At 39.3% G+C, this 23,173-nt stretch carries 20 protein-coding genes; 10 read left to right on the top strand and 10 right to left on the bottom strand.

Features of this window, described 5'->3' with window-relative positions; translation table 11 throughout:
- Positions 1-30 precede the first annotated feature (30 nt).
- The 6 genes from OB69_RS02035 to recN all read left to right on the top strand — a co-directional run bounded on the left by OB69_RS02035 (position 31) and on the right by recN (position 6,613).
- On the top strand, positions 31-1,560 hold the full coding sequence (locus tag OB69_RS02035; protein ID WP_053222030.1) for an OstA-like protein: 1,530 nt from the start codon (positions 31-33) through the stop codon (positions 1,558-1,560).
- Positions 1,561-1,667: 107 nt separating this feature from the next.
- On the top strand, positions 1,668-2,498 hold the full coding sequence (locus tag OB69_RS02030) for an outer membrane protein assembly factor BamD (RefSeq protein WP_071426679.1): 831 nt from the start codon (positions 1,668-1,670) through the stop codon (positions 2,496-2,498).
- A 2-nt stretch (positions 2,499-2,500) separates the two neighbouring features.
- A complete protein-coding gene (locus tag OB69_RS02025) occupies positions 2,501-2,824 on the top strand; it encodes a DNA-directed RNA polymerase subunit omega (protein WP_053222029.1) in 324 nt (107 codons plus the stop codon).
- A 7-nt stretch (positions 2,825-2,831) separates the two neighbouring features.
- Positions 2,832-4,037, top strand: a complete 1,206-nt coding sequence (gene coaBC / locus OB69_RS02020) for a bifunctional phosphopantothenoylcysteine decarboxylase/phosphopantothenate--cysteine ligase CoaBC (RefSeq protein WP_053222093.1) — start codon at positions 2,832-2,834, stop codon at positions 4,035-4,037.
- Positions 4,009-4,926, top strand: a complete 918-nt coding sequence (gene porD, locus OB69_RS02015) for a type IX secretion system protein PorD (protein WP_082338039.1) — start codon at positions 4,009-4,011, stop codon at positions 4,924-4,926. The genes coaBC and porD overlap by 29 nt, the downstream gene beginning before the upstream one ends.
- A gap of 37 nt (positions 4,927-4,963) precedes the next feature.
- Positions 4,964-6,613 carry a DNA repair protein RecN gene (gene recN, locus OB69_RS02010; protein ID WP_053222027.1) on the top strand — a complete coding sequence of 550 codons (1,650 nt, stop codon included), beginning with the start codon at positions 4,964-4,966 and terminating at the stop codon, positions 6,611-6,613.
- 77 nt (positions 6,614-6,690) lie between these two features.
- Here recN and OB69_RS02005 read toward each other — a convergent pair whose 3' ends face one another.
- The 8 genes from OB69_RS02005 to holA all read right to left on the bottom strand — a co-directional run bounded on the left by OB69_RS02005 (position 6,691) and on the right by holA (position 17,102).
- Positions 6,691-8,112 (bottom strand): alanine/glycine:cation symporter family protein, encoded by a 1,422-nt coding sequence (locus tag OB69_RS02005; protein WP_053222026.1) that lies wholly within the window; start codon positions 8,110-8,112, stop codon positions 6,691-6,693.
- Between the two features lie 199 nt (positions 8,113-8,311).
- Positions 8,312-9,289 (bottom strand): hypothetical protein, encoded by a 978-nt coding sequence (locus OB69_RS02000; protein WP_053222025.1) that lies wholly within the window; start codon positions 9,287-9,289, stop codon positions 8,312-8,314.
- 2 nt (positions 9,290-9,291) lie between these two features.
- On the bottom strand, positions 9,292-9,681 hold the full coding sequence (locus OB69_RS01995; protein ID WP_053222024.1) for an ExbD/TolR family protein: 390 nt from the start codon (positions 9,679-9,681) through the stop codon (positions 9,292-9,294).
- A complete protein-coding gene (locus OB69_RS01990; RefSeq protein ID WP_053222023.1) occupies positions 9,681-10,361 on the bottom strand; it encodes a MotA/TolQ/ExbB proton channel family protein in 681 nt (226 codons plus the stop codon). Before OB69_RS01990 ends, OB69_RS01995 begins: the two co-directional genes overlap by 1 nt.
- A gap of 1 nt (position 10,362) precedes the next feature.
- A complete protein-coding gene (locus OB69_RS01985; RefSeq protein ID WP_053222022.1) occupies positions 10,363-11,178 on the bottom strand; it encodes an SPOR domain-containing protein in 816 nt (271 codons plus the stop codon).
- A gap of 85 nt (positions 11,179-11,263) precedes the next feature.
- Positions 11,264-12,952: a TonB-dependent receptor gene (locus tag OB69_RS01980; protein WP_053222021.1), complete on the bottom strand. Its 1,689-nt coding sequence runs from the start codon at positions 12,950-12,952 to the stop codon at positions 11,264-11,266.
- Complete coding sequence (locus tag OB69_RS01975) at positions 12,921-15,983, bottom strand: tetratricopeptide repeat protein (RefSeq protein ID WP_082338038.1); 3,063 nt, start codon at positions 15,981-15,983, stop codon at positions 12,921-12,923. Before OB69_RS01975 ends, OB69_RS01980 begins: the two co-directional genes overlap by 32 nt.
- Before the next feature lie 96 nt (positions 15,984-16,079).
- Complete coding sequence (holA, locus tag OB69_RS01970; protein ID WP_053222019.1) at positions 16,080-17,102, bottom strand: DNA polymerase III subunit delta; 1,023 nt, start codon at positions 17,100-17,102, stop codon at positions 16,080-16,082.
- A gap of 234 nt (positions 17,103-17,336) precedes the next feature.
- Between holA and OB69_RS01965 the strand changes: the two genes are divergently transcribed.
- From OB69_RS01965 to OB69_RS01950, 4 genes are all read left to right on the top strand, one after another.
- On the top strand, positions 17,337-18,014 hold the full coding sequence (locus OB69_RS01965; protein ID WP_071426681.1) for a tetratricopeptide repeat protein: 678 nt from the start codon (positions 17,337-17,339) through the stop codon (positions 18,012-18,014).
- Between the two features lie 330 nt (positions 18,015-18,344).
- Complete coding sequence (locus OB69_RS01960) at positions 18,345-18,710, top strand: DUF2200 domain-containing protein (protein ID WP_053222017.1); 366 nt, start codon at positions 18,345-18,347, stop codon at positions 18,708-18,710.
- 97 nt (positions 18,711-18,807) lie between these two features.
- Positions 18,808-19,089, top strand: a complete 282-nt coding sequence (locus OB69_RS01955; RefSeq protein ID WP_053222016.1) for a type II toxin-antitoxin system RelE/ParE family toxin — start codon at positions 18,808-18,810, stop codon at positions 19,087-19,089.
- 14 nt (positions 19,090-19,103) lie between these two features.
- Positions 19,104-19,403, top strand: coding sequence for a HigA family addiction module antitoxin (locus OB69_RS01950; RefSeq protein ID WP_053222015.1), 300 nt, complete (start codon positions 19,104-19,106; stop codon positions 19,401-19,403).
- A 191-nt stretch (positions 19,404-19,594) separates the two neighbouring features.
- Here the strand turns inward: OB69_RS01950 and katG are convergent, their stop codons facing one another.
- A complete protein-coding gene (gene katG / locus OB69_RS01945) occupies positions 19,595-21,808 on the bottom strand; it encodes a catalase/peroxidase HPI (protein ID WP_053222014.1) in 2,214 nt (737 codons plus the stop codon).
- A 397-nt stretch (positions 21,809-22,205) separates the two neighbouring features.
- Complete coding sequence (locus OB69_RS01940) at positions 22,206-23,168, bottom strand: tryptophan 2,3-dioxygenase family protein (protein ID WP_053222013.1); 963 nt, start codon at positions 23,166-23,168, stop codon at positions 22,206-22,208.
- Between the last annotated feature and the right edge of the window lie 5 nt (positions 23,169-23,173).

Raw genomic sequence — 23,173 nt, 5'->3', positions numbered from 1 at the left:
ATAAATCGATAATTTTGCACTTTCGAAAACATGATCAGACCCTTATTTTTACTTTTATTTCTAATTACTACCACTTGGGTTTCAGCCCAAAAGAGGGTGCGAGTCGATACTGCTGTATACCTACATTATGGAACCCAGAATGGAGAGCCACTTCAGAGGCTGATTAGCTCAGTAAAATTGGTACAAGGCAGTACCGTGATTTATTGCGATTCGGCCTACTTATACTCAAGTACAAACAAAGCCATTGCCTATGGTCATGTAAGAATTATCGACACAGAAGACAATTTAGACCTTTCTGGAGATTACATGGAGTATTCAGGAAGTACGGGCATAGCTAAAATGCGAAAAAATGTAGTGCTAAAAGACGACAGCACAAATCTCTATACCAATTTTCTGGATTATGATAGAAACACACAAACAGGCTATTACTATAATGGCGGTAAGTTGGTAGACAGCACAAATGTGTTGAAGAGTAAGCGAGGTTATTACTATTCGGAAACCAAATCGGCACTTTTTCTAGATTCTGTTAACCTCACCAACCCAGACTTTACACTCGACACCGACTCGCTAGAGTATACCACAGTAGAAAAAGTATCTATTACCAAAGGGAAAACCCTGGCGGTTTCAGCAGATGGGGACTCGCTTTCAACCAAAGTTGGTTTTCTTTATAAATCCCTTGAAAAATACAGTGAAGTTTACTTTGGATGGATCAAAACAGCTGACTACCGCATTTACGGAGACAAACTTATTGCTGATGATAGCACCAAGTATTATCAAGGAGACATGAATGTGAAAATGGAATCCTTTGCCGATTCAATTACTGCTTTCGGTGATCACGTTCGGTACAACAAAATAGAAAGCACTGCTATTGTTTATGATAATGCCTATCTGCGTAAAATCATGAAAGGTGATAGCCTTTTTATTAAAGGTGACACCTTGAAGTCTGTACAAAATGAAGAGCTCGGAAGGAAATACCTCACCGCTTTTAATAATGTTCAACTATATAAATCTGATTTTCAGGGTGCGGCTGATTCACTTTCATACAATATGATGGATTCGACTATTTATATGTATAGTTCGCCCCTAATCTGGAATGCTGATAGCCAAATTTCTGCCGATTCGATTAAAATTCAGTTGGCAAATAATCGAATCTCGAAAATGTTTTTGAACCAAAATTCTTTCGTTATTTCTCAAGACTCAGCCCAGAACTTTAATCAGGTAAAAGGAAGAGAAATGGTTGTCGACTTTAAAGAAGGCATTATTAGTAAAACAGATGTTTTCGGAAACGGAGAAAGCATATATTTTGCTTTCGATAAAAATGGCGCTGTAACCATGAATAAATTGAGTTGTTCAAACATGGCACTCTATTTCGATCAAAATGTAGTAACCGAATTAAGAACATATCGCGAAGTAGACGGTAGACTTATCCCCGAACCTCAGATAGTCCAGCCCGACCGAAGACTTAGAGGCTTTAAATGGTTAATTGATCAAAAGCCCACCCTTGAGGGCATCACTGGAAATCAGAAACAGATAGAAAGGGAGGAAATTAAACAGCGTTAAAAAAGGTTAATCGCTCTATAGAAGCCAAAAAACTCGTTTTATTTGTTCCAGTAAGAGAGTTCAATAAGATTGGAATTATCGGACTTTACTAATAACTTTGCAGGCTTATGAAAAAAACGGTATTTCTAACCCTTTTAGCAGTGATCATTTCACTATCAAGTTGTGCTAACAGTTTAGCCAAGCTTGAAAAAAGCGATGATTACGAAGAATTATACAAAGGGGCTATTGCTTTTTATGAACAAGGTAAATACAGCAAAGCGCAAATACTTTTCGAAAAAATATCACCTTATTATCGTGGAAACATTGAGGCAGAGAAAGTTCAGTTCTACTGGGCCTACAGTTTATATTACCAAAGACTTTATCAGTTAGCATCTTTCCGTTTCAAAAATTTCTATCAAACTTACGGAAGAAGCCAATATGCAGAAGAATCGGAGTACATGGCTGCCTATTCACTTTATAAGGACGCCCCGGATGCGAACCTAGACCAAACAAGTTCTGAAGAAGCTGTAGTAGCAATGCAGAACTTTTTGAACAGATGGCCGGCCTCTCGATACTATGATGATGCTAACAGAATTATTGACGAACTACAAGTAAGGTTCGAAACCAAGGCTTATTTGAAAGCCAAACTTTACCACAAACTCACCACTGGATTATCATACAGAAACTATTTAGAGGCCGCTATCGTTACGATTGAAGCTTTTAAAAATGACTATCCAGATTCAAAGTATAATGAAGAGTTGCTTTATCTAGCCGTTGAAACAGAGTTTAAACTGGCGGACAACAGTATTCAGTCTAAGAAAAAAGAGCGATTCAATAAAACCGTTGCTTTCTATAAAGAATTTTCAGAGAAATACCCTGATAGCAAGTATATGGACAAAGTATCTGACTGGTATAACCAGTCGTTAGAAGAATTAAAAGAACTTAATAAAACGCAATAATTATGGCCGCAAGCGCATCAATCATCACTAGAGACACAGATAAAATCGGTGAATCAACTGGTAACATTTACAAATCAATTGCTGTAATCTCTAAAAGAGCAAAGCAGATTGCTACTGATATGAAAGAAGAGCTAAACGGAAAACTTTCAGAGTTCGCTTCTACAGTAGACAATCTTGAGGAGATTTTCGAAAACAGAGAGCAAATCGAAATCTCTAAATTCTATGAAAGAATGCCAAAGCCAACTGCCTTGGCTATAGAAGAATTCACCAATGATGAAATCTATTGGAGAATGAATGAGGCTGAAAAAGCTACAGAATCAAAATAAAACCCCAATGTTATTAAAGGGTAAGAAAATTATTCTGGGAGTATCCGGAAGTATAGCAGCTTACAAGGCTGCTATTTTCGTTAGGTTACTAGTGAAAGAAGAGGCGGAAGTTAAAGTTATAATGACCAAAGCAGCCACTGATTTTATTACACCCCTTACCCTTGCTACCCTTTCCAAAAACCCTGTTTTGATTGATTTTCAAAAAGACAAAACAGGCGAATGGAATAATCATGTTGATTTAGGACTTTGGGCAGACGTCATGATTATGGCACCTGCCAGCGCTAACACTATTGGCAAAATGGCCAATGGACTTTGTGACAACCTGCTTTTGGCAACTTACCTGTCGGCAAGATGCCCAGTGTTTTTCGCTCCGGCCATGGACTTGGACATGTACCAACACCCATCGGTATTGGCCAACATTCAAAAGCTAATTTCTTTCGGAAATCATTTGATTGAAGCTGAACATGGTGAATTGGCCAGTGGGCTTATTGGGCAAGGCCGAATGGCTGAACCAGAAAACTTAGTCACTTTTCTTTCAGATTTCTTCTCAAAAAAATCTGCACTGAAAGGCAAAAAAATAATGGTTACCGCAGGCCCAACTTACGAGGCTATCGATCCTGTGCGTTTCATTGGTAACCATTCTACTGGTAAAATGGGCTATGCCTTGGCGGAAGAAGCAGCTAATCAAGGTGCTGAAGTAACTCTAATTTCAGGACCAACACATTTGACGATTGAACACGCTAATGTTAAACTTGTTCGTGTAAAATCGGGTGAGCAAATGTATGAAGCGTGTTCCATTGCTAATGAAGCTTCCGACATAAATATAATGGCTGCTGCCGTAGCTGATTACACGCCAAAAACTGTAGCCGATCAAAAGATTAAGAAAAAAGGCAGTGAAATGACTGTGGAATTAGTGAAGACCACGGATATAGCTAAATCACTGGGGGCTATCAAAAGGGAAAACCAGCTGAATATCGGCTTTGCACTCGAAACAGAAGCAGAAATAGAACACGCTCAACAAAAAATAAAAAGTAAAAATTTCGACCTCATTGTACTTAACTCTCTGAACGACAAAGGAGCAGGGTTTGGGCACGATACGAATAAGGTTACCATCATTGACAATCAAAATAATATTCAGCATTTTGAGTTAAAGTCAAAAAGGGAAGTTGCCAAAGACATCATCAATGCTATCGTTCAAAAACTGGAAGCTTAGTTTTTTCGGCCTATTTATAGCCACCCTCCCACTCCAAATGGTCGCTCAAGAGCTAGACTTTACGGTGAGTGTTAATGCATCGAATGTGCAAACTACCGAAAGGGCTATTTTTTCTGAAATGGAAACAGCAATGCAGCGTTTCTTCAATGATAGAGTTTGGACAAACGATAACTTTCAGGCCAACGAAAAGATTAAAGGCAACCTAATTCTCAATATTCAAGATCAGCCTTCCATAGGTCAGTTTAAGGCCAATGCTCAAATTCAGATTATTCGACCAGTTTATGGCGCTTCTTATGAAACCCTACTATTGAATTTTGCCGACCGAGATTGGGAATTTCAATTTACTCAAGGTCAGAACATGGATTTTAGTGAAAATAGATTCCTCAATAACATTACTTCCCTTCTGGGTTTTTACGCATACATCGCCATAGGCTTAGATTACGATTCTTTCAGTCCTTTAGGCGGCACACCTTATTATAGAGCTGCCTTAAATGTAGTGAACAATGCACAGACTAGTGGAGGCGTAGGTTGGGGGCAATTTCAAAGCAGAAGAAATCGCTACTGGTTAGTTGAAAACCTAGCTATTAACAGTCAATATGAGGCCGTCAGAAAAGGGCTTTACGATTACCACATTAATGGTTTGGATAAATTCAAAGGTGATCCGAAGGCGAGTAGAGAAACAATCAGTCAGGTGATTAAAAACATCCAAGCCGTAAATGAGATACTTCCCAACGCAATTTTGATTACTGCATTTCTAGATGCCAAAAATGATGAAATCACCAGCATTTTTTCAGAAGGACAAACCAACATCAGAAAAGAGGTTTACAATGAGTTATTGAAACTCGATCCCACACGCAGAAACAAATACCAGAAAATCGTGCAAAACTAGTATTGTCACAAGCCCATCTAATTGATACATTTGTGATATGCTTCAACGCCTGAGTATAGAAAATTACGCACTGATTCAGCAGCTGGAAATCAATCCAGATGCGCAATTGAATATCATTACGGGTGAAACCGGTGCAGGAAAATCTATTATTCTAGGAGCTTTAGGTTTGCTTCTTGGCAATCGTGCCGATAGCAAATCACTACTCGATCAAGAGAAGAAATGCGTAATAGAAGGTGTTTTCGATATTTCTGCTTACCAGCTCACTGCTCTTTTCGAAGAAAACGACATGGATTATGATGTTGAGTGTATTATTCGAAGAGAAATAAGTCCAAACGGAAAATCTAGAGCATTTATTAATGATGGAGTCACCAACCTTGACTTTCTGAAACTGCTCGGAAAACGGTTAATGGACATTCATTCTCAGCATGATAATTTGTTATTAGGTTCAAATGGCTATCAGCTAAGTTTGGTTGACGCTTTTGCTCAGAATAATGCTCTTTTACAAAAATACAGCAAAGCCTTTTCTGACTATCGCGAAAAGTATGAGATTCTGGAACAGCTCAAATCAGAGTCTGCCGATTTAAAGAAAGAAGCCGACTATCATCAGTTTTTATTTGATGAATTAGATAAAGCTCAACTTCAAGCAGACGAGCAAGAGATCTTAGAGGCTGAACTCAATAAACTTGAAAACGCTGAAGAAATTAAGCTCAAGCTGAATGAGGCTTTGAGCGCATTAGATCAATCCGAATTTAATGCTAACCAAATGCTACAAGGCGCTAAAACAGCTTTGGGGCAAATCAATAAGTTCGCGAAAAAATACGATAGCCTTTTTGAACGATTGAACAGCAGCTGGATTGAACTAAAAGATATTATTGCCGAGCTAGAAACCGAGGAAGAACAAGTTGAGTACGAGCCACAAAGAGCAGAAGAAGTACAAGAAAGATTGAGTCTGATTTATAAACTCCAACAAAAACATCAAGTATCGGATATTGCTTCCCTCCTTTCCATTTATGAAGAACTTGGAAATAAAGTGCTGAAAGTTGGTAATTTAGACGATGCCATTGAGGCAGCAGAAAAGCAAACAAATCTAGCCTTTGAGTTGGTTGAAACTTCTGGCGAAGCCTTAAGCCAATCGAGAACCAAAGTATTCGCTGGTTTCGAAAATCAAATTGGTGCATTGCTCGATGACCTTGGAATGCCACACGCCAAACTGGCTATTCAGCATGAAAAACAAGCACCTTCAGAATCAGGTGTTGACAAAATCAATTTGTTGTTTTCGGCCAACAAGGGAATTGCGCCACAGCCCTTAAAGCAAGTGGCCTCTGGTGGTGAATTTTCAAGACTGATGTTTGCTGTGAAATACATTCTGGCAGACAAAACCGCTCTACCTACAATCGTGTTCGATGAAATTGACGCTGGTATTTCTGGAGAAATCTCCATTCAAATGGCAGAAATGATGAATAAGATGGCGCAAAACCATCAGGTGATTACCATTACGCATTTGCCACAAATTGCAGCTAGAGGAAAATCGCATTACTATGTTTACAAAGACAATGCGCAAGATGTAACGGCAAGTAACATTAGAAAGCTAAATCATGACGAACGTTTGTCTGAGTTGGCGCAGATGATTGGTGGTAAGCAATTCTCTGAAAGTTCGTTAGAGAGCGCCAGAGAGCTTATGAAATAAACCTTTCTTGATCCTATAAAACAAAAAAGTCGATCTGGAAACCAAACCGACTTTTTGATAATTTCTATCTTATATTTTTAATGTTTCTTAAACTCTCCGGCTTTATGGCGGGCAAAGTAAGACTTTGTAGCCTGCATTACTTTAGGCGCCAATATTAATGCCGAGACCATGGTTGGAATCGCCATCAAAGCGAAACTTCCATCAATCAAGTTCACTACAAACCCCAAAGAAGCCACGGCTCCAAGAATAATTGTACCGATGTATACATAATTATAAAGCTCTCCTTTTTTGGCTCCGAATAAGTAGGAAACACTCTTCACTCCATAATAAGAATAAGAAAGCAAGCTAGACACAGCGAATACCAAAATACAAAGTCCTAGCAAATAACCACCAACTCCTGGAATAGCAGCGTTAAAAGCCTTTAATGTTAGGGTTACACCAAGCAAGCCAGTATCAGCGGCACCAATAAACTCATGATGAACTCCAGTACCCAAAATCACCAATGCAGTAAGTGTACAAACTAAAAGAGTATCAATTGCTGGGCCGAGCATAGCCACAAGCCCTTCACGTACTGGCTCTTCTGTTTTGGTATCTCCATGTACCATTGGTGCAGTTCCAATGCCTGCTTCGTTAGAAAAAGCTGCTCTTTTTGCCCCTACAATAATTACAGCACCAATTCCACCACCTAAAATAGCACTACCCGAAAATGCTTCTTCGAAAATAGAAGCGAAAATATCGGGAATACCCCCTATGTTCTGAAGTAGAATATAAATTACCAAACCAAAATAAAGCACTACCATAGAAGGCACCAACTTAGCAGCTACACTACTAATTCTTTTAATTCCGCCAAAAATAACCATGGATACCAAAGCCATTAAAATAAGGCCAGTAATAAATGAGGCAATTCCAACAGGTGCGCCAAATAGACTAAATGTTGCTTCGGTATTGTAACCAACGGTAGGCCCTAAAACAGCATTCATTGCTGCAGTAAGCTGATTTGCTTGAAAAATAGGTAAAGCGCCAATCAGTGTAAAAACACAAAAGAATACGGCCATTGGTTTCCATTTCTTCCCTAAACCTTCGGTAATCACATACATAGGCCCTCCTCTTACTTCACCTTCACTATCTTTTCCTCGGTACATCACCGAAAGTGTACAAGTGAAAAACTTGGTAGCCATGCCTACAAATGCAGAAACCCACATCCAAAAAATAGCACCTGGACCACCCATGGTAATAGCCACTGCCACACCACTGATATTGCCCATACCTACTGTGGCGGCCAAAGCAGTAGAAAGTGCTTCATAATGCGTTATTTGCCCTTCCTCTTCATGAGTATCATATTTCCCCCTTAAAACATTGATGGCATGGCCAAGGTATTTAAATGGTAAAAATCGAGAATAGAGCATAAATATTAAGCCTCCACCCATTACCAATATTAAGAGGGGAACTCCCCAAATCCAGCCACTAAAACTAGATACAGCGTCTTCTATATAACCCAAGTCAGTAATTTTTTAGTTAAGCTACTATATTAGTTCAATCCACGTAACCGTACAAGAAGTATAGTGATTTTGTAGACTAACGGTAGATTGGCCGACATACATGGCCATAAACCATGAAGAGGAAATAATAATTATTCCCTCTTCATGAATTTAATTTCATAATCGTCTTATTTAGGCAGAAGCCAAAAACGCATTTACATTAATTCGTTTTGATAACAAAAGTAATTTCGCCTCTAGAAATATTCGCAGCCATTTTTGAAGGATCAGTCCGGGTAAAGACCAACTTCCAAACCTGCTTTTTATAGAATTCAATAATGGTATTATCGCTAATGGTACCGCCCGGAATTTTGGTCACATCAACTACCCTACCTGTATCATCCACTTTGATTTCAAACTTAATCACTCCTTCAATTTGAGAATCATCCTTTTCTGCAGGTGGGCTATTCCATTTCCAGCCTTCAAGACTTAGACTAACGCCTCCTAAATCGGCACCGCCAGGCTTTGTACCATTGGCGGTTGTCTTCCCTTTAGGATCGCCCATATTGCCTCTTTTGTCGACTTCCTTACCTTGATTGTTCGAAGCGGCTTCCTTGCTGTCAGATTCGGCTTTCTTACCGCCCCCCATAATAGCGCGCTGGTCTACTACCGGCACTGGTTTAGGTTTTACCTCTTCTTTCTTTTCCTCAACAGGTTTAGTCACCTCTTTTTTAACCTCAACTGGTGGCTTCACTTCTTCCTTCTTCTCAACAACCTCTTCTACTTTCTTTTCTTCCGCCTTAACTTCGCTCTCCTTTTCTTGAACCACTTCGGCTTTCACTTCTTCCTTCGGCTTAGGAGTTTCTTTGGCTACTTCCTTCACCACCTCTTGCTTGGGTGGAACCACTTCTTTAACTTCCTGCTCAACAGGAGTTTCCTCTACAGGATCCTCTTCTGATTCTTGCTCAGATTCAGGTGGAGTGTCGTTTTCAGTTTCTTCAATTTCGGCTTCATTTTCTCTTTCGATATCGCCAGAACCTGCCTCTTCGAAACCAAAATTCAATTCAATACCATATTCTGGAATTGGCGGATCGGGTTGACGCCAAGCGACTAGAAATAAAAGAAAAGTCAGTATTGTTCCATGTACGATTACCGACATGATCATACTGAACTTCTTATCTTTTTTTTCTTGATCTGACATTCTTACTCTGGTTTTGTAACGATTGTCACTTTTTGCTTTAATAGTGCTGCTATGCCCGCCACTTTCATAAAGTATTCGGCATCTACAGTTTTATCTACATGTAAAGTAACCGAGCCGTCTGGCCCGCTTATTACATTACGCAATTCTTGTTCCAAGTTTGAAAGTGTAACTTCCTTATCATTCACATAATAGCGTAGATTTTCAGTTATGGTAACGCTGTTTTTCTGCATTACTATATTTGAAGCCGCTGAGGAAGGTAAATTTACTGGCAAGCCAGAAGGAGTAATAAAAGAAGCCGTCAACATAAAGAAGATCAACAACAAGAACACAATGTCTGTCATTGATGACATACTGAAGTTGGCGTCTACCTTAAGCTTTGATTTAATATCCATTATTGAGGCTCTTGAAGTAAATCAATAAAGTCTACCGAAGTGTACTCCATGTAATGAATGGCCTTTTGAACCCTAGAAACCAGGTAATTATATCCAAGGTAGGCTATAATTCCCACCACCAAACCTAAGGCGGTTGTAATCATAGCTTCATAAATACCAGTAGATAAAAGCTTAGGGCTCACCGAACCTTCTTCTTGCGCAATGGCAATAAAGGCTTGAATCATACCCGTTACCGTACCTAAGAAACCGACCATTGGTGCAGCTCCCGCTATAGTAGCAAGCATTGACAAGTTCTTTTCAAGCTTATACACTTCAATTTTACCAACATTTTCGATTGAAGCCTCAATGGTTTTTAGTGGGCTTCCAATTCTGTGAATCCCTTTCTCAATCATTTTGGCAATTGGTGATTCGGTTTGAGAACAAAGGAGTTTCGCACCATTGATATCGCCAGCTAAAACCAAGTTTTTGATCTTGTCCATAAACTCAAAAGGAGTTTTAGACGCTCTGTTGATATTCCTATATCGTTCAAAAAATATATAAATCGCGGTGACCCATAGTGCCAGTAAGGGAACCAGCCAGATTCCACCTTTTAACAATAAATCGAACCAAAATAAAGCTCCTCCATCGCCACCTGAAACGTTCAATGAATCAGATGCTGCGAGTTCTTGAATAAATGTCATTTTAATATTTAAGTGCCCAGACTTCGTTTCCGTATTTTTCTCTGTAAGACGCTAAAGCGGCTTCTGCTTCTTTTATCGAACTCACATTCGGAATCAAGATTCCTACCCTATGGAAACTTACATCGCCAATAGGTTTCATAATGTAAGCGGTGATTCCTGAAGCAACCAATTCGTTTCCTTTATCTTCTGCCAAGTCGCCATCGAAGAAACTACCGACTACGGCAAAATAACGTCCTTCACGTGCAGAAATTGTAATTAATTCAGCTTTTGGCGCCTCAACTTTTACTGGTTCTGGCTCAGGCTGCGGTTCTACTTTAGGTTGCTCCGTTTTAGGTTTTTCTACAGGAACTGGCTTAGCTTCTTCTTTATTATAGAAACCAAAATAGTAAATGGCAGCAGCCACAATCAATAATACTATGAGGACTATCCAAAAACCACCACCCTTTTTTTCTTCCTCTTTGTTTTCTTCCATAACTACCTTTTTTTCAGGAGCCGGAGCTTGAGTTTCTTCTTCTACGATAACCGGAGCTACTACTACTGGAACTGGCTCTTCTTTTTCCTCTTCTACCAACGGCTCTTCCGCGGTAACTTCTTCCTCTTTAGGAGTATCAATCGGAGTTTCGTTTTCTTCAATAAGATCTAATTCTTCAGTACCATCGTCAATGGTGTTCAAATCATCAATATCATCTAAACCAAAGTCATCGTCAGACACCTTTGGTTCTTCTTTTTTAGGAGCTCTTTTTTTACCTGCGTTAGCTGATGCTCGGCCTCCTTTTTTATTGTTGTCTGAAGAACTGTTCTTCTTTTTAGCAGCCATAAGAAATAGTTATTGGTTGATATTTGTTCAAATTAACAAAATATAGCCGCCATATTAAAGGCGTGGCTCATGCGAATCTACAAAATTAGAAGGATACTGTAATCCCACCTAGCACTTGAATACCTCTGCTTGGGTAATTCAAGTATCGCTCATACTCTTTTCCAAAAACATTTTTGAACTGCAAAAACACAGAAACTCTTTCATTTAGATCATAATCGCCACCCAAGTTCATATCGACAATATCATCCATTTCTACCCTAGTACTGCTTTCTCTGTTTAAGCCTACAAGTCCTCCCATATAATAGAGGTCCGCAGTTACTTTTAAATTTTGCACTGGGTAAAAGATGTTATTAAAAACGGCTTGATACTGTGGCTTATGGTAAGGATCGGCTAAAGTGCTCAGAGTGTAATCGAAGTAATCAAACCTCAAACCACTTCTTACATTTCCAGTTTTCTCAAAAACCACTTCACCATATACATTGGTACGATCTACTGCATCACTATCATACAATACCTCAAAACGAGTAGAATCAGTAATACTATTTGTGAAGAATGGCATACGCTGAATAGAGGCCATTGAAAGCCCTGCATTCAACCTAAGTTCATTGGTCAAGTCTAAATTTATTCCTGCAAAAATATCGCTCTCCTTATCCGTATTTAATAGAATAAAATCTCTCTGTAAAAAGGCATTCTCCATAGCAAAGCCTTGGAACGAATTGTATTCCAAATCTCCTTGATAACCTCCATATATATTGATGGTATTGGTGGGGTTAACATCCAATCGAGCATAAGGATAAACTTTAAAGCCATCTTCAGCAGTGGTAGTAATTTGCGTTAAATCATCGTTATCTCCTGCCAAATTTGCTCCCACACTCACTTTAAAGCTTTTCGTTGCATACTCTAAACGTGGCTTGGCATTGAAAAAATTTCTTCCAATTTTCTCAGTGTCTTCGCGGCTTGAAAAGGTGGCTTGTCCGCCTACTTTAAAGCGAAGTTCTTCTGAAAACTTGTAACCTAAGCCCAAATCGAAATTGAATCGGCTTTCTTTTGCCTCGAAGTTATCTCTGAAGAAATCCCAGTTGGTTCTAAAATGGTATGTAGTTACTTCATCTAAAGCCGTTTTTTCCACACCGGCCCTGGCGGTAAAGCTATTAAACTTTCTTTCCACCATATCAGGACTAAGGTCTAAAGCAGGGTTATAGCCATAGAAATGGACTTTTCTTTCGCCATACTGAATGTCACCAGAAATGGTATTCTTTCCATTAAAGAACTTTCCGCCCAATACAACATCTGTTTTAGCATCACCTGAATTTTTATCAAATACAGGGCCTCTGGCAGAAGAACGATGTCTTACATACAGATTATACAGGTAATTGGGGTTTCTGGTTGATCCTAAATAAGCTTCGCCTAACAAAGTGCCATAATTGCCATAACCAAGCTTGAAGTAGTTGCCTGTTATGGCCTTTTCGGTTTGATTGATGGTCAGGTTAACAGCTCTAAAATTGGGCTGAATTGGTGTTAAGCTCAATACATATTCATGAAAAGTATAAGTTTGCTGCGACTGTGCTTTTTGCACAGGAAGCTGCGGTATTTTCTCGAAATTTCTAGTAGCTGGCGGCAGGGTTATCTTCCTGTCCTTTCTAATTACAATCTCTGATTCTTCCAATTCACCTTGTTGGCTATAAGCAGTAATAGCGAACAGTCCAAAAACAAGAGTTATGATATATCTGAAGTTTTTCATCTTAATTCCCTCCTTTTCTTGTGGTGTCTGCATTTACTTCTTCTTGCGATGGCGCCTCTGCTTCCAACTTCTCTATCTGTTTCAGCTTGGCTCTTGCATCTTCTTTAATATTGTCTAATTGAGAATATTGAATGATTGAATTCACCGTAGCTTTTGCTTGGAAAATCTCATTCAAAGCAATATAGTTATCGGCAATCAACAAGAAAGCCTTACCCAGCCATTCATCATAGGCCGAGAAGTTCTCGTTCATTTCGAAAAGTGTATTCAACGACTGTTGATATTGCTTTTGTTGATAGAAAATTTTACCCACCATAAATTGTGCTTCGGCTCCATACTGGTTTTTAGCTGTATTCAGGGTGGTTAAAAACTGATCAATGGCTTCATCAAAATTACCTTCTGCATAGGCCGCTTTACCTAAATAAAGCTGTGCTTTATCGGTGGCTTCTTGCGTAACAGCCCCTTTAGTAATGATATTCTTAGCATAAATTCGCATTTGAGCATATTCACTCAATTGATAGTGGGCTTCTAATAAACCTAACCAAGCATCGTTTTCTTGCCTTTTGCTTTTGGCTACCTTTTCTAGCTGACCATAAAAGTTAGTTGCTTCCTTAAAGTCACCTGCCTTCAATTGCAATTCGCCAATGCGTTCGAATACACGATCCATTCCAGTGATTTTGCTGTCACGATTAATTTCATAGAACATCTCCAAAGCTTTTTCAGTATCGCTCAAACGGTAATAGCTTTCGGCCTGGTAATATTTGGCTTCGTGCACTAAACCACTGTTAGGGTAATTCTTTCTGTAATCTTCTAAAGCACCAATGGCAGCACTGTATTCTTGCCCAAAGAATAAGTTTTTGGCCGATTCAAATTCAATGTTCTCCAAGGCCTGATTTTCAGGGTGAGCACTTTTATAACGTGCCAAATATTGATCGAACTGAATAGTTTTATTCTGAAGCTTTAGAGTATTCTGCAAACCAAGCAAGGCCGAATTAGAAACCGAACTGGTGATATAATTGTCCAAAATGGTTTTGTAGTCACGCTCTGCCTGATCGTAGTCTTCTAAATTAAAGTAAGCCAAAGCTCGGCTTTCATAAGCATAAGGAATAAATGGGCTTTGACTTAATCTGTCAATAATTCGATTAAAACCCTGAATTGAATTTCTGAACTGACGGTCTTCCAACTGAATTTGCGCTTTTTTATAAATGGCATCATCGTAATAACGCGAATCAGCAAAACGATTGATTACCACATCTAAACTAGCAATGGCCTCTGATGGCTTTCCTTCAAAGTCATATACTACTCCTTTCTGGAAATAAGCATAATCGATATTGGGGTTATTTGTGCCAATAGCTTTGTCATAATAGGTGATCGCACTGGCATATTCCTTATCTACATAATAGCAGTCGGCAAGCCTAATCAACGCATCGTTATAATTTTGTTTATCTCGTGCATTTTCAAGCGCATCTACATAACGCTTAAAGTAAGTTCTGGCCTCAGTATATGATTTACCATTATAGTAAGCGTAGCCCAAACCATAATTAGCCTTCACCAAATATTCTGAATTTCTACTTCCTGAAGTAATTACCTTCTTATAAGAAGCAATTGCTTGAGGATAATTACGAGCAGTGGCAAAGGCCTCTCCTTTCCAGAAATAAGTGGCAGTGGCCAAATCCTTATCAATTGGATATTGTAATGACTTATCGAACAACTGCACTGCATTGTCATACTTTCTGGCATTGTAAAACTCGGTTCCTTTAAAGAAGGTCACTTTTTGATAGGCTTCTTTTAATCGGTCAGATTTGTTTTCAATTCTTTCAATAAAAGTAATCGCCCTCGAGTAATCATTCGTATTCAAAAAGGCTTCGCTCAACAAATTGTTCGCCTCAGGAATGTAATCACTGGTCGGATAATTTCTCATAAACTTGTCCAAGGCAATAATAGACTGAGAGTATTTGCCAGCTTGAAAATTCACTTTGGCCGAATTGAAAGCAGCCTCTTCCTGAATTTCTTTATTGAAACCTAAACTTGCCGCTTTATCGAAAGCAGCGATGGCAAAAAGGAAATTTTCTTGTTCTACATAAAGCCTTCCTAAATAATAAGAAGCGTTTTGGGCAAGCGTATCGCTATTGAGCGCCACTTTCTTAAACTGCTCAATGGATTCTTCAGCCTGACCTGTGCTGTAATAAGCAAAGCCCATTCTGTACAATGTCTCTTGGGTAACGTTTTGTTGTGCCAGTTGACTGTACAAATCATAATACTCTAAACTCTCTTTATACTGTCCTTGATTATAGTAAGACTCAGCGGTCATCTGATAAATCTGATACAGATAATCTAGCTTTCTATTTTCGGCTATTGCTGTTTTAAACTGTGAAGCATATTGCACCAATTCTCCATAGCGCTTCTGCTGATAATAAGCACTGGCCACCATAATTGGCACCCTGTTTTTATACTTTTCAGTTGTTCCAGCATTTTTCAGATCCACTAAAGCCTTATCGTACTCTTTATAAGCATAAGCCAAATAACCAGCATAGTAATTAGCATCTGCAAAGTAAGGCCCTTTACTCCCTTTGGCTTTATCGAAATAAGGAACAGATTCCTCGTATCGCCTTAAAGCATACAGCGAATAGGCAATTTTAAAATTGGTTTCAACCCTTTCTTCTCCGTTTAGGGCGGAAGAATTGACCAGTTTAAAATATCTTTCGGCAGTAGTAAAATCACCATTTTTAAAACTCACTACCCCTAAATTATAATAGGCTTTTGCCGCCTTTGGGTGATTAGGTCTGTTTCTTACAAATTGTGATATCAATTGTGCCCCATCGCCATTATCGAGGTTGAGGGCGCAAAATGCCATATAGTACTCGGCATCTGCCTTTTTAATTTCGTCATCGCCTTGGGCCAAGTATCGCTCAAACTGATCACGGGCTGCGCTATACTTTTCCATCTCCAAAAGTTCTAGTCCCGAAGAAAAATAAATATTCGGGTTAGATGGATGTAGTGTATTTTGTGCGTTTAATGACCCGTGAAGACAGAACAGTGTGGCGATCAAAAGAATTTTGTGCTTCATTTATCTCTGTTTGTTCACTCTTTATCTAAACTCTAATCTCTTATGAATATTGCTGTTGAACAATTACCACCATGAATAATTTCTTCAACCTATTTATTAATGCATCAACCGATACACCAATTCCTTAAAAATATCTCCGTCCGACATACTGCCGGCTCCTACTCCCTTACTCCTTAAATCTGCTTCGCGAAGAATGCTCATATTTTGCATTACCTTACCTACGGGGTAATTTCGTGCAGCAAGCTTATACTCTTTTACAAAGAAAGGGTTTGTACCCATAGCAGACGCCAAGCCTTTATCAGACTGGTCTTTACTTCCGTGAAGAATCAACAATTTTGCATAATACGAATACAAAGCCGCTATCATTGGTATAATAGGATTGGCTTTTGAATTAGCTGCAAAATAATTCACCATCTTATTGGCCTTTAATATATCGCGCTGCGAAATGGCCTTTTGCAATTCAAAAACATTGTACTCTTTACTAATCCCAACGTACTTCTGAATCAGGTCTTCGTTAATGGCTTTTCCTTCACCGAGGTTCACAATCACTTTGCTAATTTCATTGGAAAGCCTTTCCAGGTTCGTTCCAATATATTCAGCCAGCATTTGCACCGAATTTTGATTGATGCTGTAGCCCTGAGACTTCACATACTTATCAATCCAAGCAGGTAACTCGTAATCTCTTAAGGGTGTAGTGGTTACCAACACCGATTTATCTTTCAAGGCTTTGGCCAAAGGCCGTCTGCCGTCTACTTTCTTATGCTTATGTCCAAAAACCAATACTGTACTGGGCACAGGTTTTTCTAAATATTGAATCAATAACTTTTGGCCGTCTTCTTTATTCAAATCCTGAATATCCTTGGCCTCTTTTACAATCACCACTTGCCTTTCGGCCATCATAGGAAACCTACGGGCATGGGTGAGCACCTCGGCCATACTCACATCCTTACCGTAAAGAATGGTTTGATTAAAGCCTTTTTCAGCTTCTTGAAGACAGTTGTCCTCGATATAATCTAAGATTTGATCGATGTAAAAAGGTTCTTCGCCCTGCAAAAAATAGACGGGTTTGAAGTCACCGGATTTTAATGATTGTAAGACCTGATCAGGATGCAAACTCATGGAATCAATTTGTCACGAATATACAATTCGCATTCCGTTTTAGCATATACAAAAGCAAGTATCTGTTGACTGGTTTTAGAAATAAATGGCAAGCCGTGACCACAAATCTAAATATTCCAATCATCTCTAAGAAAGAGTATGAAAAGCAGGCTGAAAAAGGAAAAACTAGTGAACAATGGAATCAATTTGGGGAATGCTTGGGTTGACTGATTATATTTGCACAAAATGAGAGAAATGGTTGAAAAGTGGATTGAAGAAGGGGTTAAACACTGCGAGAATGCAAAGTTTGAAGAAGGCGTAAAGTGCTTTAATAAAGCGCTGGAAAAAGAACCGAACCATACCACAGGTTTGCACAACCGCGCCAGAGCCCTTTCTAGAATTGGCCAACTGGAAGCAGCTTTAGCGGACTTCGAAAAACTGACCTTACTCTTCCCTACCCATGCTTCTTTTATTGGCGATTATGCCGTTGCCCTCCACCTTAACGACAAAAATGAATTGGCCTTATTTCACTTTGAGAAAGCACTCCAACTTGAGCCTACCAACCCTTATCGTTACTCTAGCCGTGCCTTTTTTAAAGACAGAACGGGTGACTTAGAAGGCGCCATTGCCGATTATGAAAAGGCCATTGAACTAGACCCAGAAGATGCCATTGCTTTGAATAACAAAGGTTTGGTAGAAGAAAAATTAGGTTATAAAGACAAAGCAAAACAGAGTTTTGATCGCTCCAACAACCTAGTAGGCTACGACCCAACCAAGACCAATCCGCTACCTAAAGCAGAAAACAAAGCACCAAAATTTACTCCCGCAAATCCCACCACCCGCTGGGAAGTAATCAAATCTGTGTTCACCAAAGAGGGCTTTAAAGACTTCGCCAAATTTACCAAGGGTTTGGTGAGTGGGAAGAAGGGGTAGCTTTTAGCCTCTGCTGTTTTATGGTAAAAGCAAACGGATCCTGAGTCAGGCTCAGGATGACTGTCCAAAAAGACCTAATCGGAACGTCATTCTCTCCGAAGCTATGGAGACGAGGAACGAGGAAGAAATAATTCACCTAGTTAAGCTACAGAATCAAGAACAGACGGATTCTTTCTTCACCTTTCGTTTCACTTCAGGCTCATCAGAATGACGGTTAGTTGTAGCCGCTCCACAAATCAATTCATTTTAGGTTATTATTGAAGTTTTAATCAGATTCATTTTATACAAAGAGTTTGATTAACTTGAGTTACAAACCCTAAAACACCAAACATGACCAACACAAGTCACCACGATGAGCGTATTGCGAAAATGACATTCGCCTCAGTTTACCCACATTATGTTACAAAAGTTGAGAAGAAAGGACGAACAATAGAGGAGTTGCACGAAGTAATAGAGTGGTTAACTGGCTATGACAAAAAGCAACTACAAGCACTCATTGACAAAAAAGCAACTTTCGAAGAGTTCTTTCAAAAGGCTGCGTTAAACCCTAATGCTCCACTTATTACTGGTGTAATCTGTGGTTATCGAATCGAAGACATTGAAAACCGATTGACGCAACAAGTTAGGTATTTAGATAAGTTGGTAGATGAGTTAGCCAAAGGCCGTAAAATGGAGAAGATATTAAGGGTTGCGTAAGCGGTTCATTCGGAGTGTCTTCCGAACATTAAATTATTCTTTTTGATTTACTCAAACACATTAGTTACTTTTGACGTTAGTAACGAATAAGGATACTATGATAAAATCCTTTGGTAATAAAGAAACCGAAAAAGTGTGGGAAGGACAATGGTCCAAAAAGCTACCTAATGACATACAAGAAATTGCCAGAAGGAAATTAAGAATGTTAAATAACTCGCAAGACATTCAAGACTTAAAGATTCCTCCCTCTAACCGACTTGAAAAGTTAAGTGGAAAACTAAAAGACTATCATAGTATTAGAATAAATAAACAATGGAGAATTATTTTCATTTGGGACAATGGAAATGCTCACGAAACGGCAATAGTTGATTATCATTAGATCGATAGATGATTATGAGTACTTTAAAGAATATACACCCAGGAGAAATACTATTAGAAGAATTTCTAAAGCCTCTTGAAATTTCTGCTTACAGACTTTCCAAAGACACTTTTATTCCTCAAACTAGAGTTAGTGAAATCATTAAGCAGCGAAGAAGAATCACTGCAGATACAGCATTAAGACTCTCTCGCTATTTCGGGAACTCTCCAAAATTTTGGTTAGGGCTTCAAGACGACTATGACATTGAAGAAGAAAGAATCAATAAGAAAGAGGAGCTTGACAATATTATAAGCATCGATAAAAGTGCTGCTTAAAGCTTAGAGTGGTTAACTAGAATTTCGCAAGCCCCTGTCGCAGGTTCTCCGAACCTGTGACGATTTAAAATCAAGGACTCTGTTCTACCTAATCAGTATAAATTCATTTCTTAATTTCCTTCAAAACCAAAAAAGGTGGTCCTTTGCAGAACCACCTTTCAATATTTATTAAGGGTATTTCACCCTTTAAATCAAGCTAAATCGAAACGATCTAGGTTCATTACTTTGTTCCAAGCGGCCACAAAGTCCTTCACAAACTTTGCTTCTGAATCTGAAGAACCATACACTTCTGCCAAAGCTCTTAATTCAGAGTTAGAACCAAAAATAAGATCGGCACGGGTGCCTGTCCATTTTACTTGACCAGTTTTACGATCGCGTCCTTCGAATACATTTTGTTCGTCAGAAGTAGCGCTCCATGTAGTACTTAAATCTAGTAAGTTCACAAAGAAATCATTGGTCAATGTACCTGAACGCTTAGTGAATACTCCATGATTAGAATGATCGTAATTGGTGTTCAATACACGCATACCGCCTACTAAGGCCGTCATTTCAGGAGCAGTAAGTGTTAACAATTGTGCTTTATCAATAAGCATTTCTTCTGCCGTTACTTTATGTCTTGGTTTGAAGTAATTACGGAAACCATCTGCAGCTGGCTCAAGTGCACCGAATGATTCTACATCGGTTTGTTCGAGTGAAGCATCTGCCCTGCCTGGTGTGAATGGTACGATAATATGATGCCCAGCATCTTTAGCTGCCTTTTCAATTCCAGCACATCCACCGAGAACAATCAAATCAGCCATAGAAACGGGTTTAGCAAAGTTTTTCTGAATTCCCTCAAGGGTTTTCAACACTTTAGCCAATTGACTTGGGTTATTCACTTCCCAATCTTTTTGCGGAGCAAGACGAATTCTTCCGCCATTTGCACCACCGCGCATATCTGAACCACGGAAAGTCGAAGCTGAGGCCCAAGCCGTAGACACCAATTCTGATACAGAAAGTCCTGAATTTAGGATTTCGTTCTTTAAATCTGTTACATCATTATCATTGATCAGTTCGTGGGTTACCGCAGGAATTGGGTCTTGCCAAATTAGCTCTTCTTTAGGTACTTCAGCACCCAAATAGCGAGATATTGGCCCCATATCTCTGTGCGTTAGTTTGTACCAAGCACGCGCAAAGGCATCTGCAAACTCTTCATGATTTTCATGAAAACGTTTTGAAATTGGTCTATAAATTGGATCCATCTTTAGTGCCATATCGGCTGTTGTCATCATTAGCGCTTGAGTATTGGCAGGGTTTCCGGCAGCTGGAGCTTGGCGTGCATGAGATGCAGCCGTTGGTGTCCATTGGTGTGCTCCTGCTGGACTTTTTGTTAACTCCCATTCGTAATTGAGCAACACATCAAAATACTCGTTATCCCATCGGGTAGGATTAGGCGTCCATGCTCCTTCTATTCCACTGGTTATTGTATCATCGCCATGGCCAGTACCATAAGTGTTCTTCCAGCCCAAACTCATTTCTTCAATACCAGCAGCGGCTGGTTCTCTACCCACATATTTACTCGGGGCGGCAGCTCCGTGTGCCTTACCAAATGTGTGTCCGCCTGCAATTAAAGCTACAGTTTCCTCATCATTCATGGCCATACGACCAAAAGTTTCGCGAATATCAATAGCAGATTTCAACGGATCAGGATTACCATTCGGACCTTCTGGGTTTACATAAATAAGCCCCATTTGAACAGCACCAAGTGGATTCTCCAATTCACGATCTCCGGTATACCTTTTATCGCCTAACCATTCGGTTTCGGCACCCCAATAAATATCTTGCTCTGGTTCCCAAACGTCTTCTCGTCCACCTGCAAAACCAAAGGTTTCTAAGCCCATTGATTCTAGCGCACAATTCCCAGCTAGCACCATTAAATCGGCCCAAGAAATTTTATTGCCATATTTCTGCTTAACAGGCCAAAGCAGTAAACGAGCTTTATCTAAGTTGCCGTTATCGGGCCAGCTATTCAATGGAGCAAAACGCTGAGAACCTGACCCTGCCCCACCTCGGCCATCTTGAATTCGGTAAGTACCCGCGCTATGCCAAGCCATACGAATAAAGAATGGTCCATAATGACCATAATCGGCAGGCCACCAATCTTGAGAGTCGGTCATTAAATCATAGAGGTCTTGTTTAATGGCTTTTAAATCAAGCTTTTTGAACTCTTCAGCATAATTAAAATCTTCACCCAAAGGATTTGAGAGTGAAGAATGTTGACGAAGGATGTTAAGGTTTAATTGATTAGGCCACCAATCTCGGTTTGAAGTACCTCCACCTGCTGTTCTTTTCATTGTACCGCCATGAAAAGGGCACTTTCCGCCACTGTTCATGTCATATACTTTTGCGTGTTCGTTGTTTTCCATTTTCGATAGGTTTTATTGTTAACGAATACAATTTAAGAAAACCCTTTCGATAATTTTTATTTATAGTTTTTATGAAGATATAGACAAAGACTATATCGAACTAAGATTGACTTAAAGATTCCTCTTCTTTTAAAGTTCATTCATTATATTTTGAGTTGGTCAATTGGCTTTATCACCGTAAACCGATTGTATGCACACCGCTTTTCATCCTGAGTGCAACGAAGGAACTAAAAAATAACATAAGGGAGTGGGTATAGATCCTTCGCTTCACTCAGGAAAGGAAACTGGCAGTTTTACTTCAATTGATTTTTGTTAGTAAATAAATGGCAATGCCTATAAAACAAAAAACCTCTAGACGAATCTGGAGGTCAATAAAGTCTTTTATAGAAAAATCAAATTAGCTAAAAACATTCTGATCTACCCAATGCTTGCCCCACTCATTCTGCTCTTTTTCTGTCCATAATTCAGGAAAGAACATCACTTTCTGGAATCTTGGAGGTAAATACTTCTGCCAATTAGTTCCCCCCGTAGCTTTAATATCTTCTGGGTTGCGCTGCAAATAACGTACAGCCGACTTATAATGCACCAAAGGCCAATCAACATTGGCCAGCAAATCGTAACGTCTCAGTTCAGCAATAAGCTCTTCCGTTCCTTCTAATTCTTTGTAAAAACGACTATACAGCTGATTTAAATTAGTAGACTTTACCTCGTTGGCCAACTGAACAAATTCTTTAGAATATTTAGCTTCAAACTGATCCAAGGTCAAAGTCTTTTTGCCTGTTTTTAGTTCGGTAGCTCCTGTCTTCCAGTAAATAGAATCATAAAGCTCTTCTATTGAAGCATAAGGATCAAAGTCATCGCGCTTTTCATGATTTACCAAGTTAATCATGTCTGTAGATGCAATTTCAATCATTCGATACTGAGCCGATTGAAAACCCGAGGCTGGCAAAAGCGACATTCTGAACTGTAAAAATTGCTCCTTTTCCATGCCTTGAATCATGATGGAAAACGAATGACAGAGGTGTTCGAAGTAGTTATTAATACGCTTTATGCGGGCCGTGAAAAATTCAAGGTTTGGGTGTTCAGCCGATTGCATTTGTTTCATTTCCCACAAAATCAGTTTAAAATACAGCTCTGTAGACTGATGATAAACTATGAAAATCATTTCGTCAGGAAAATGTGTTTTGGGATGTTGAAGTGCCAAAAGCGACTCTAAATTGATGTATTCCCAATATTTGAGGTAATCAGCGTGGAGTAAACCATCAAGGTATGAAGCCATATCTTGCCCCATTGCTTCGTATTTAGCCTCAAGTTTTTTAATTCTATCTAATATCCCTTGGTCGATTTCCTTGTTGTTCATACGTT

The organism is Roseivirga seohaensis subsp. aquiponti (assembly GCF_001267955.1).
Taxonomy (GTDB): domain Bacteria; phylum Bacteroidota; class Bacteroidia; order Cytophagales; family Cyclobacteriaceae; genus Roseivirga; species Roseivirga seohaensis.
Note: the sequence above shows the minus strand (reverse complement) of the source record. Positions and strands in the feature narration are given on the sequence as shown.

Excerpts from the sequence above, each read along its gene's own strand:
- OB69_RS01960 (WP_053222017.1), top strand. The coding sequence starts at position 18,345 with ATGACCAACACAAGTCACCACGATGAGCGTATTGCGAAAATGACATTC.
- OB69_RS01980 (WP_053222021.1), bottom strand. The coding sequence starts at position 12,952 with ATGCAGACACCACAAGAAAAGGAGGGAATTAAGATGAAAAACTTCAGA.
- OB69_RS02000 (WP_053222025.1), bottom strand. The coding sequence starts at position 9,289 with ATGTCAGATCAAGAAAAAAAAGATAAGAAGTTCAGTATGATCATGTCG.
- OB69_RS01940 (WP_053222013.1), bottom strand. The coding sequence starts at position 23,168 with ATGAACAACAAGGAAATCGACCAAGGGATATTAGATAGAATTAAAAAA.
- OB69_RS01975 (WP_082338038.1), bottom strand. The coding sequence starts at position 15,983 with ATGAAGCACAAAATTCTTTTGATCGCCACACTGTTCTGTCTTCACGGG.
- OB69_RS01950 (WP_053222015.1), top strand. The coding sequence starts at position 19,104 with ATGAGTACTTTAAAGAATATACACCCAGGAGAAATACTATTAGAAGAA.
- OB69_RS02030 (WP_071426679.1), top strand. The coding sequence starts at position 1,668 with ATGAAAAAAACGGTATTTCTAACCCTTTTAGCAGTGATCATTTCACTA.
- holA (WP_053222019.1), bottom strand. The coding sequence starts at position 17,102 with ATGAGTTTGCATCCTGATCAGGTCTTACAATCATTAAAATCCGGTGAC.
- porD (WP_082338039.1), top strand. The coding sequence starts at position 4,009 with ATGCTATCGTTCAAAAACTGGAAGCTTAGTTTTTTCGGCCTATTTATA.
- katG (WP_053222014.1), bottom strand. The coding sequence starts at position 21,808 with ATGGAAAACAACGAACACGCAAAAGTATATGACATGAACAGTGGCGGA.
- recN (WP_053222027.1), top strand. The coding sequence starts at position 4,964 with ATGCTTCAACGCCTGAGTATAGAAAATTACGCACTGATTCAGCAGCTG.
- OB69_RS01955 (WP_053222016.1), top strand. The coding sequence starts at position 18,808 with ATGATAAAATCCTTTGGTAATAAAGAAACCGAAAAAGTGTGGGAAGGA.
- coaBC (WP_053222093.1), top strand. The coding sequence starts at position 2,832 with ATGTTATTAAAGGGTAAGAAAATTATTCTGGGAGTATCCGGAAGTATA.
- OB69_RS02025 (WP_053222029.1), top strand. The coding sequence starts at position 2,501 with ATGGCCGCAAGCGCATCAATCATCACTAGAGACACAGATAAAATCGGT.
- OB69_RS01985 (WP_053222022.1), bottom strand. The coding sequence starts at position 11,178 with ATGGCTGCTAAAAAGAAGAACAGTTCTTCAGACAACAATAAAAAAGGA.
- OB69_RS02035 (WP_053222030.1), top strand. The coding sequence starts at position 31 with ATGATCAGACCCTTATTTTTACTTTTATTTCTAATTACTACCACTTGG.
- OB69_RS01990 (WP_053222023.1), bottom strand. The coding sequence starts at position 10,361 with ATGACATTTATTCAAGAACTCGCAGCATCTGATTCATTGAACGTTTCA.
- OB69_RS01995 (WP_053222024.1), bottom strand. The coding sequence starts at position 9,681 with ATGGATATTAAATCAAAGCTTAAGGTAGACGCCAACTTCAGTATGTCA.
- OB69_RS01965 (WP_071426681.1), top strand. The coding sequence starts at position 17,337 with ATGGTTGAAAAGTGGATTGAAGAAGGGGTTAAACACTGCGAGAATGCA.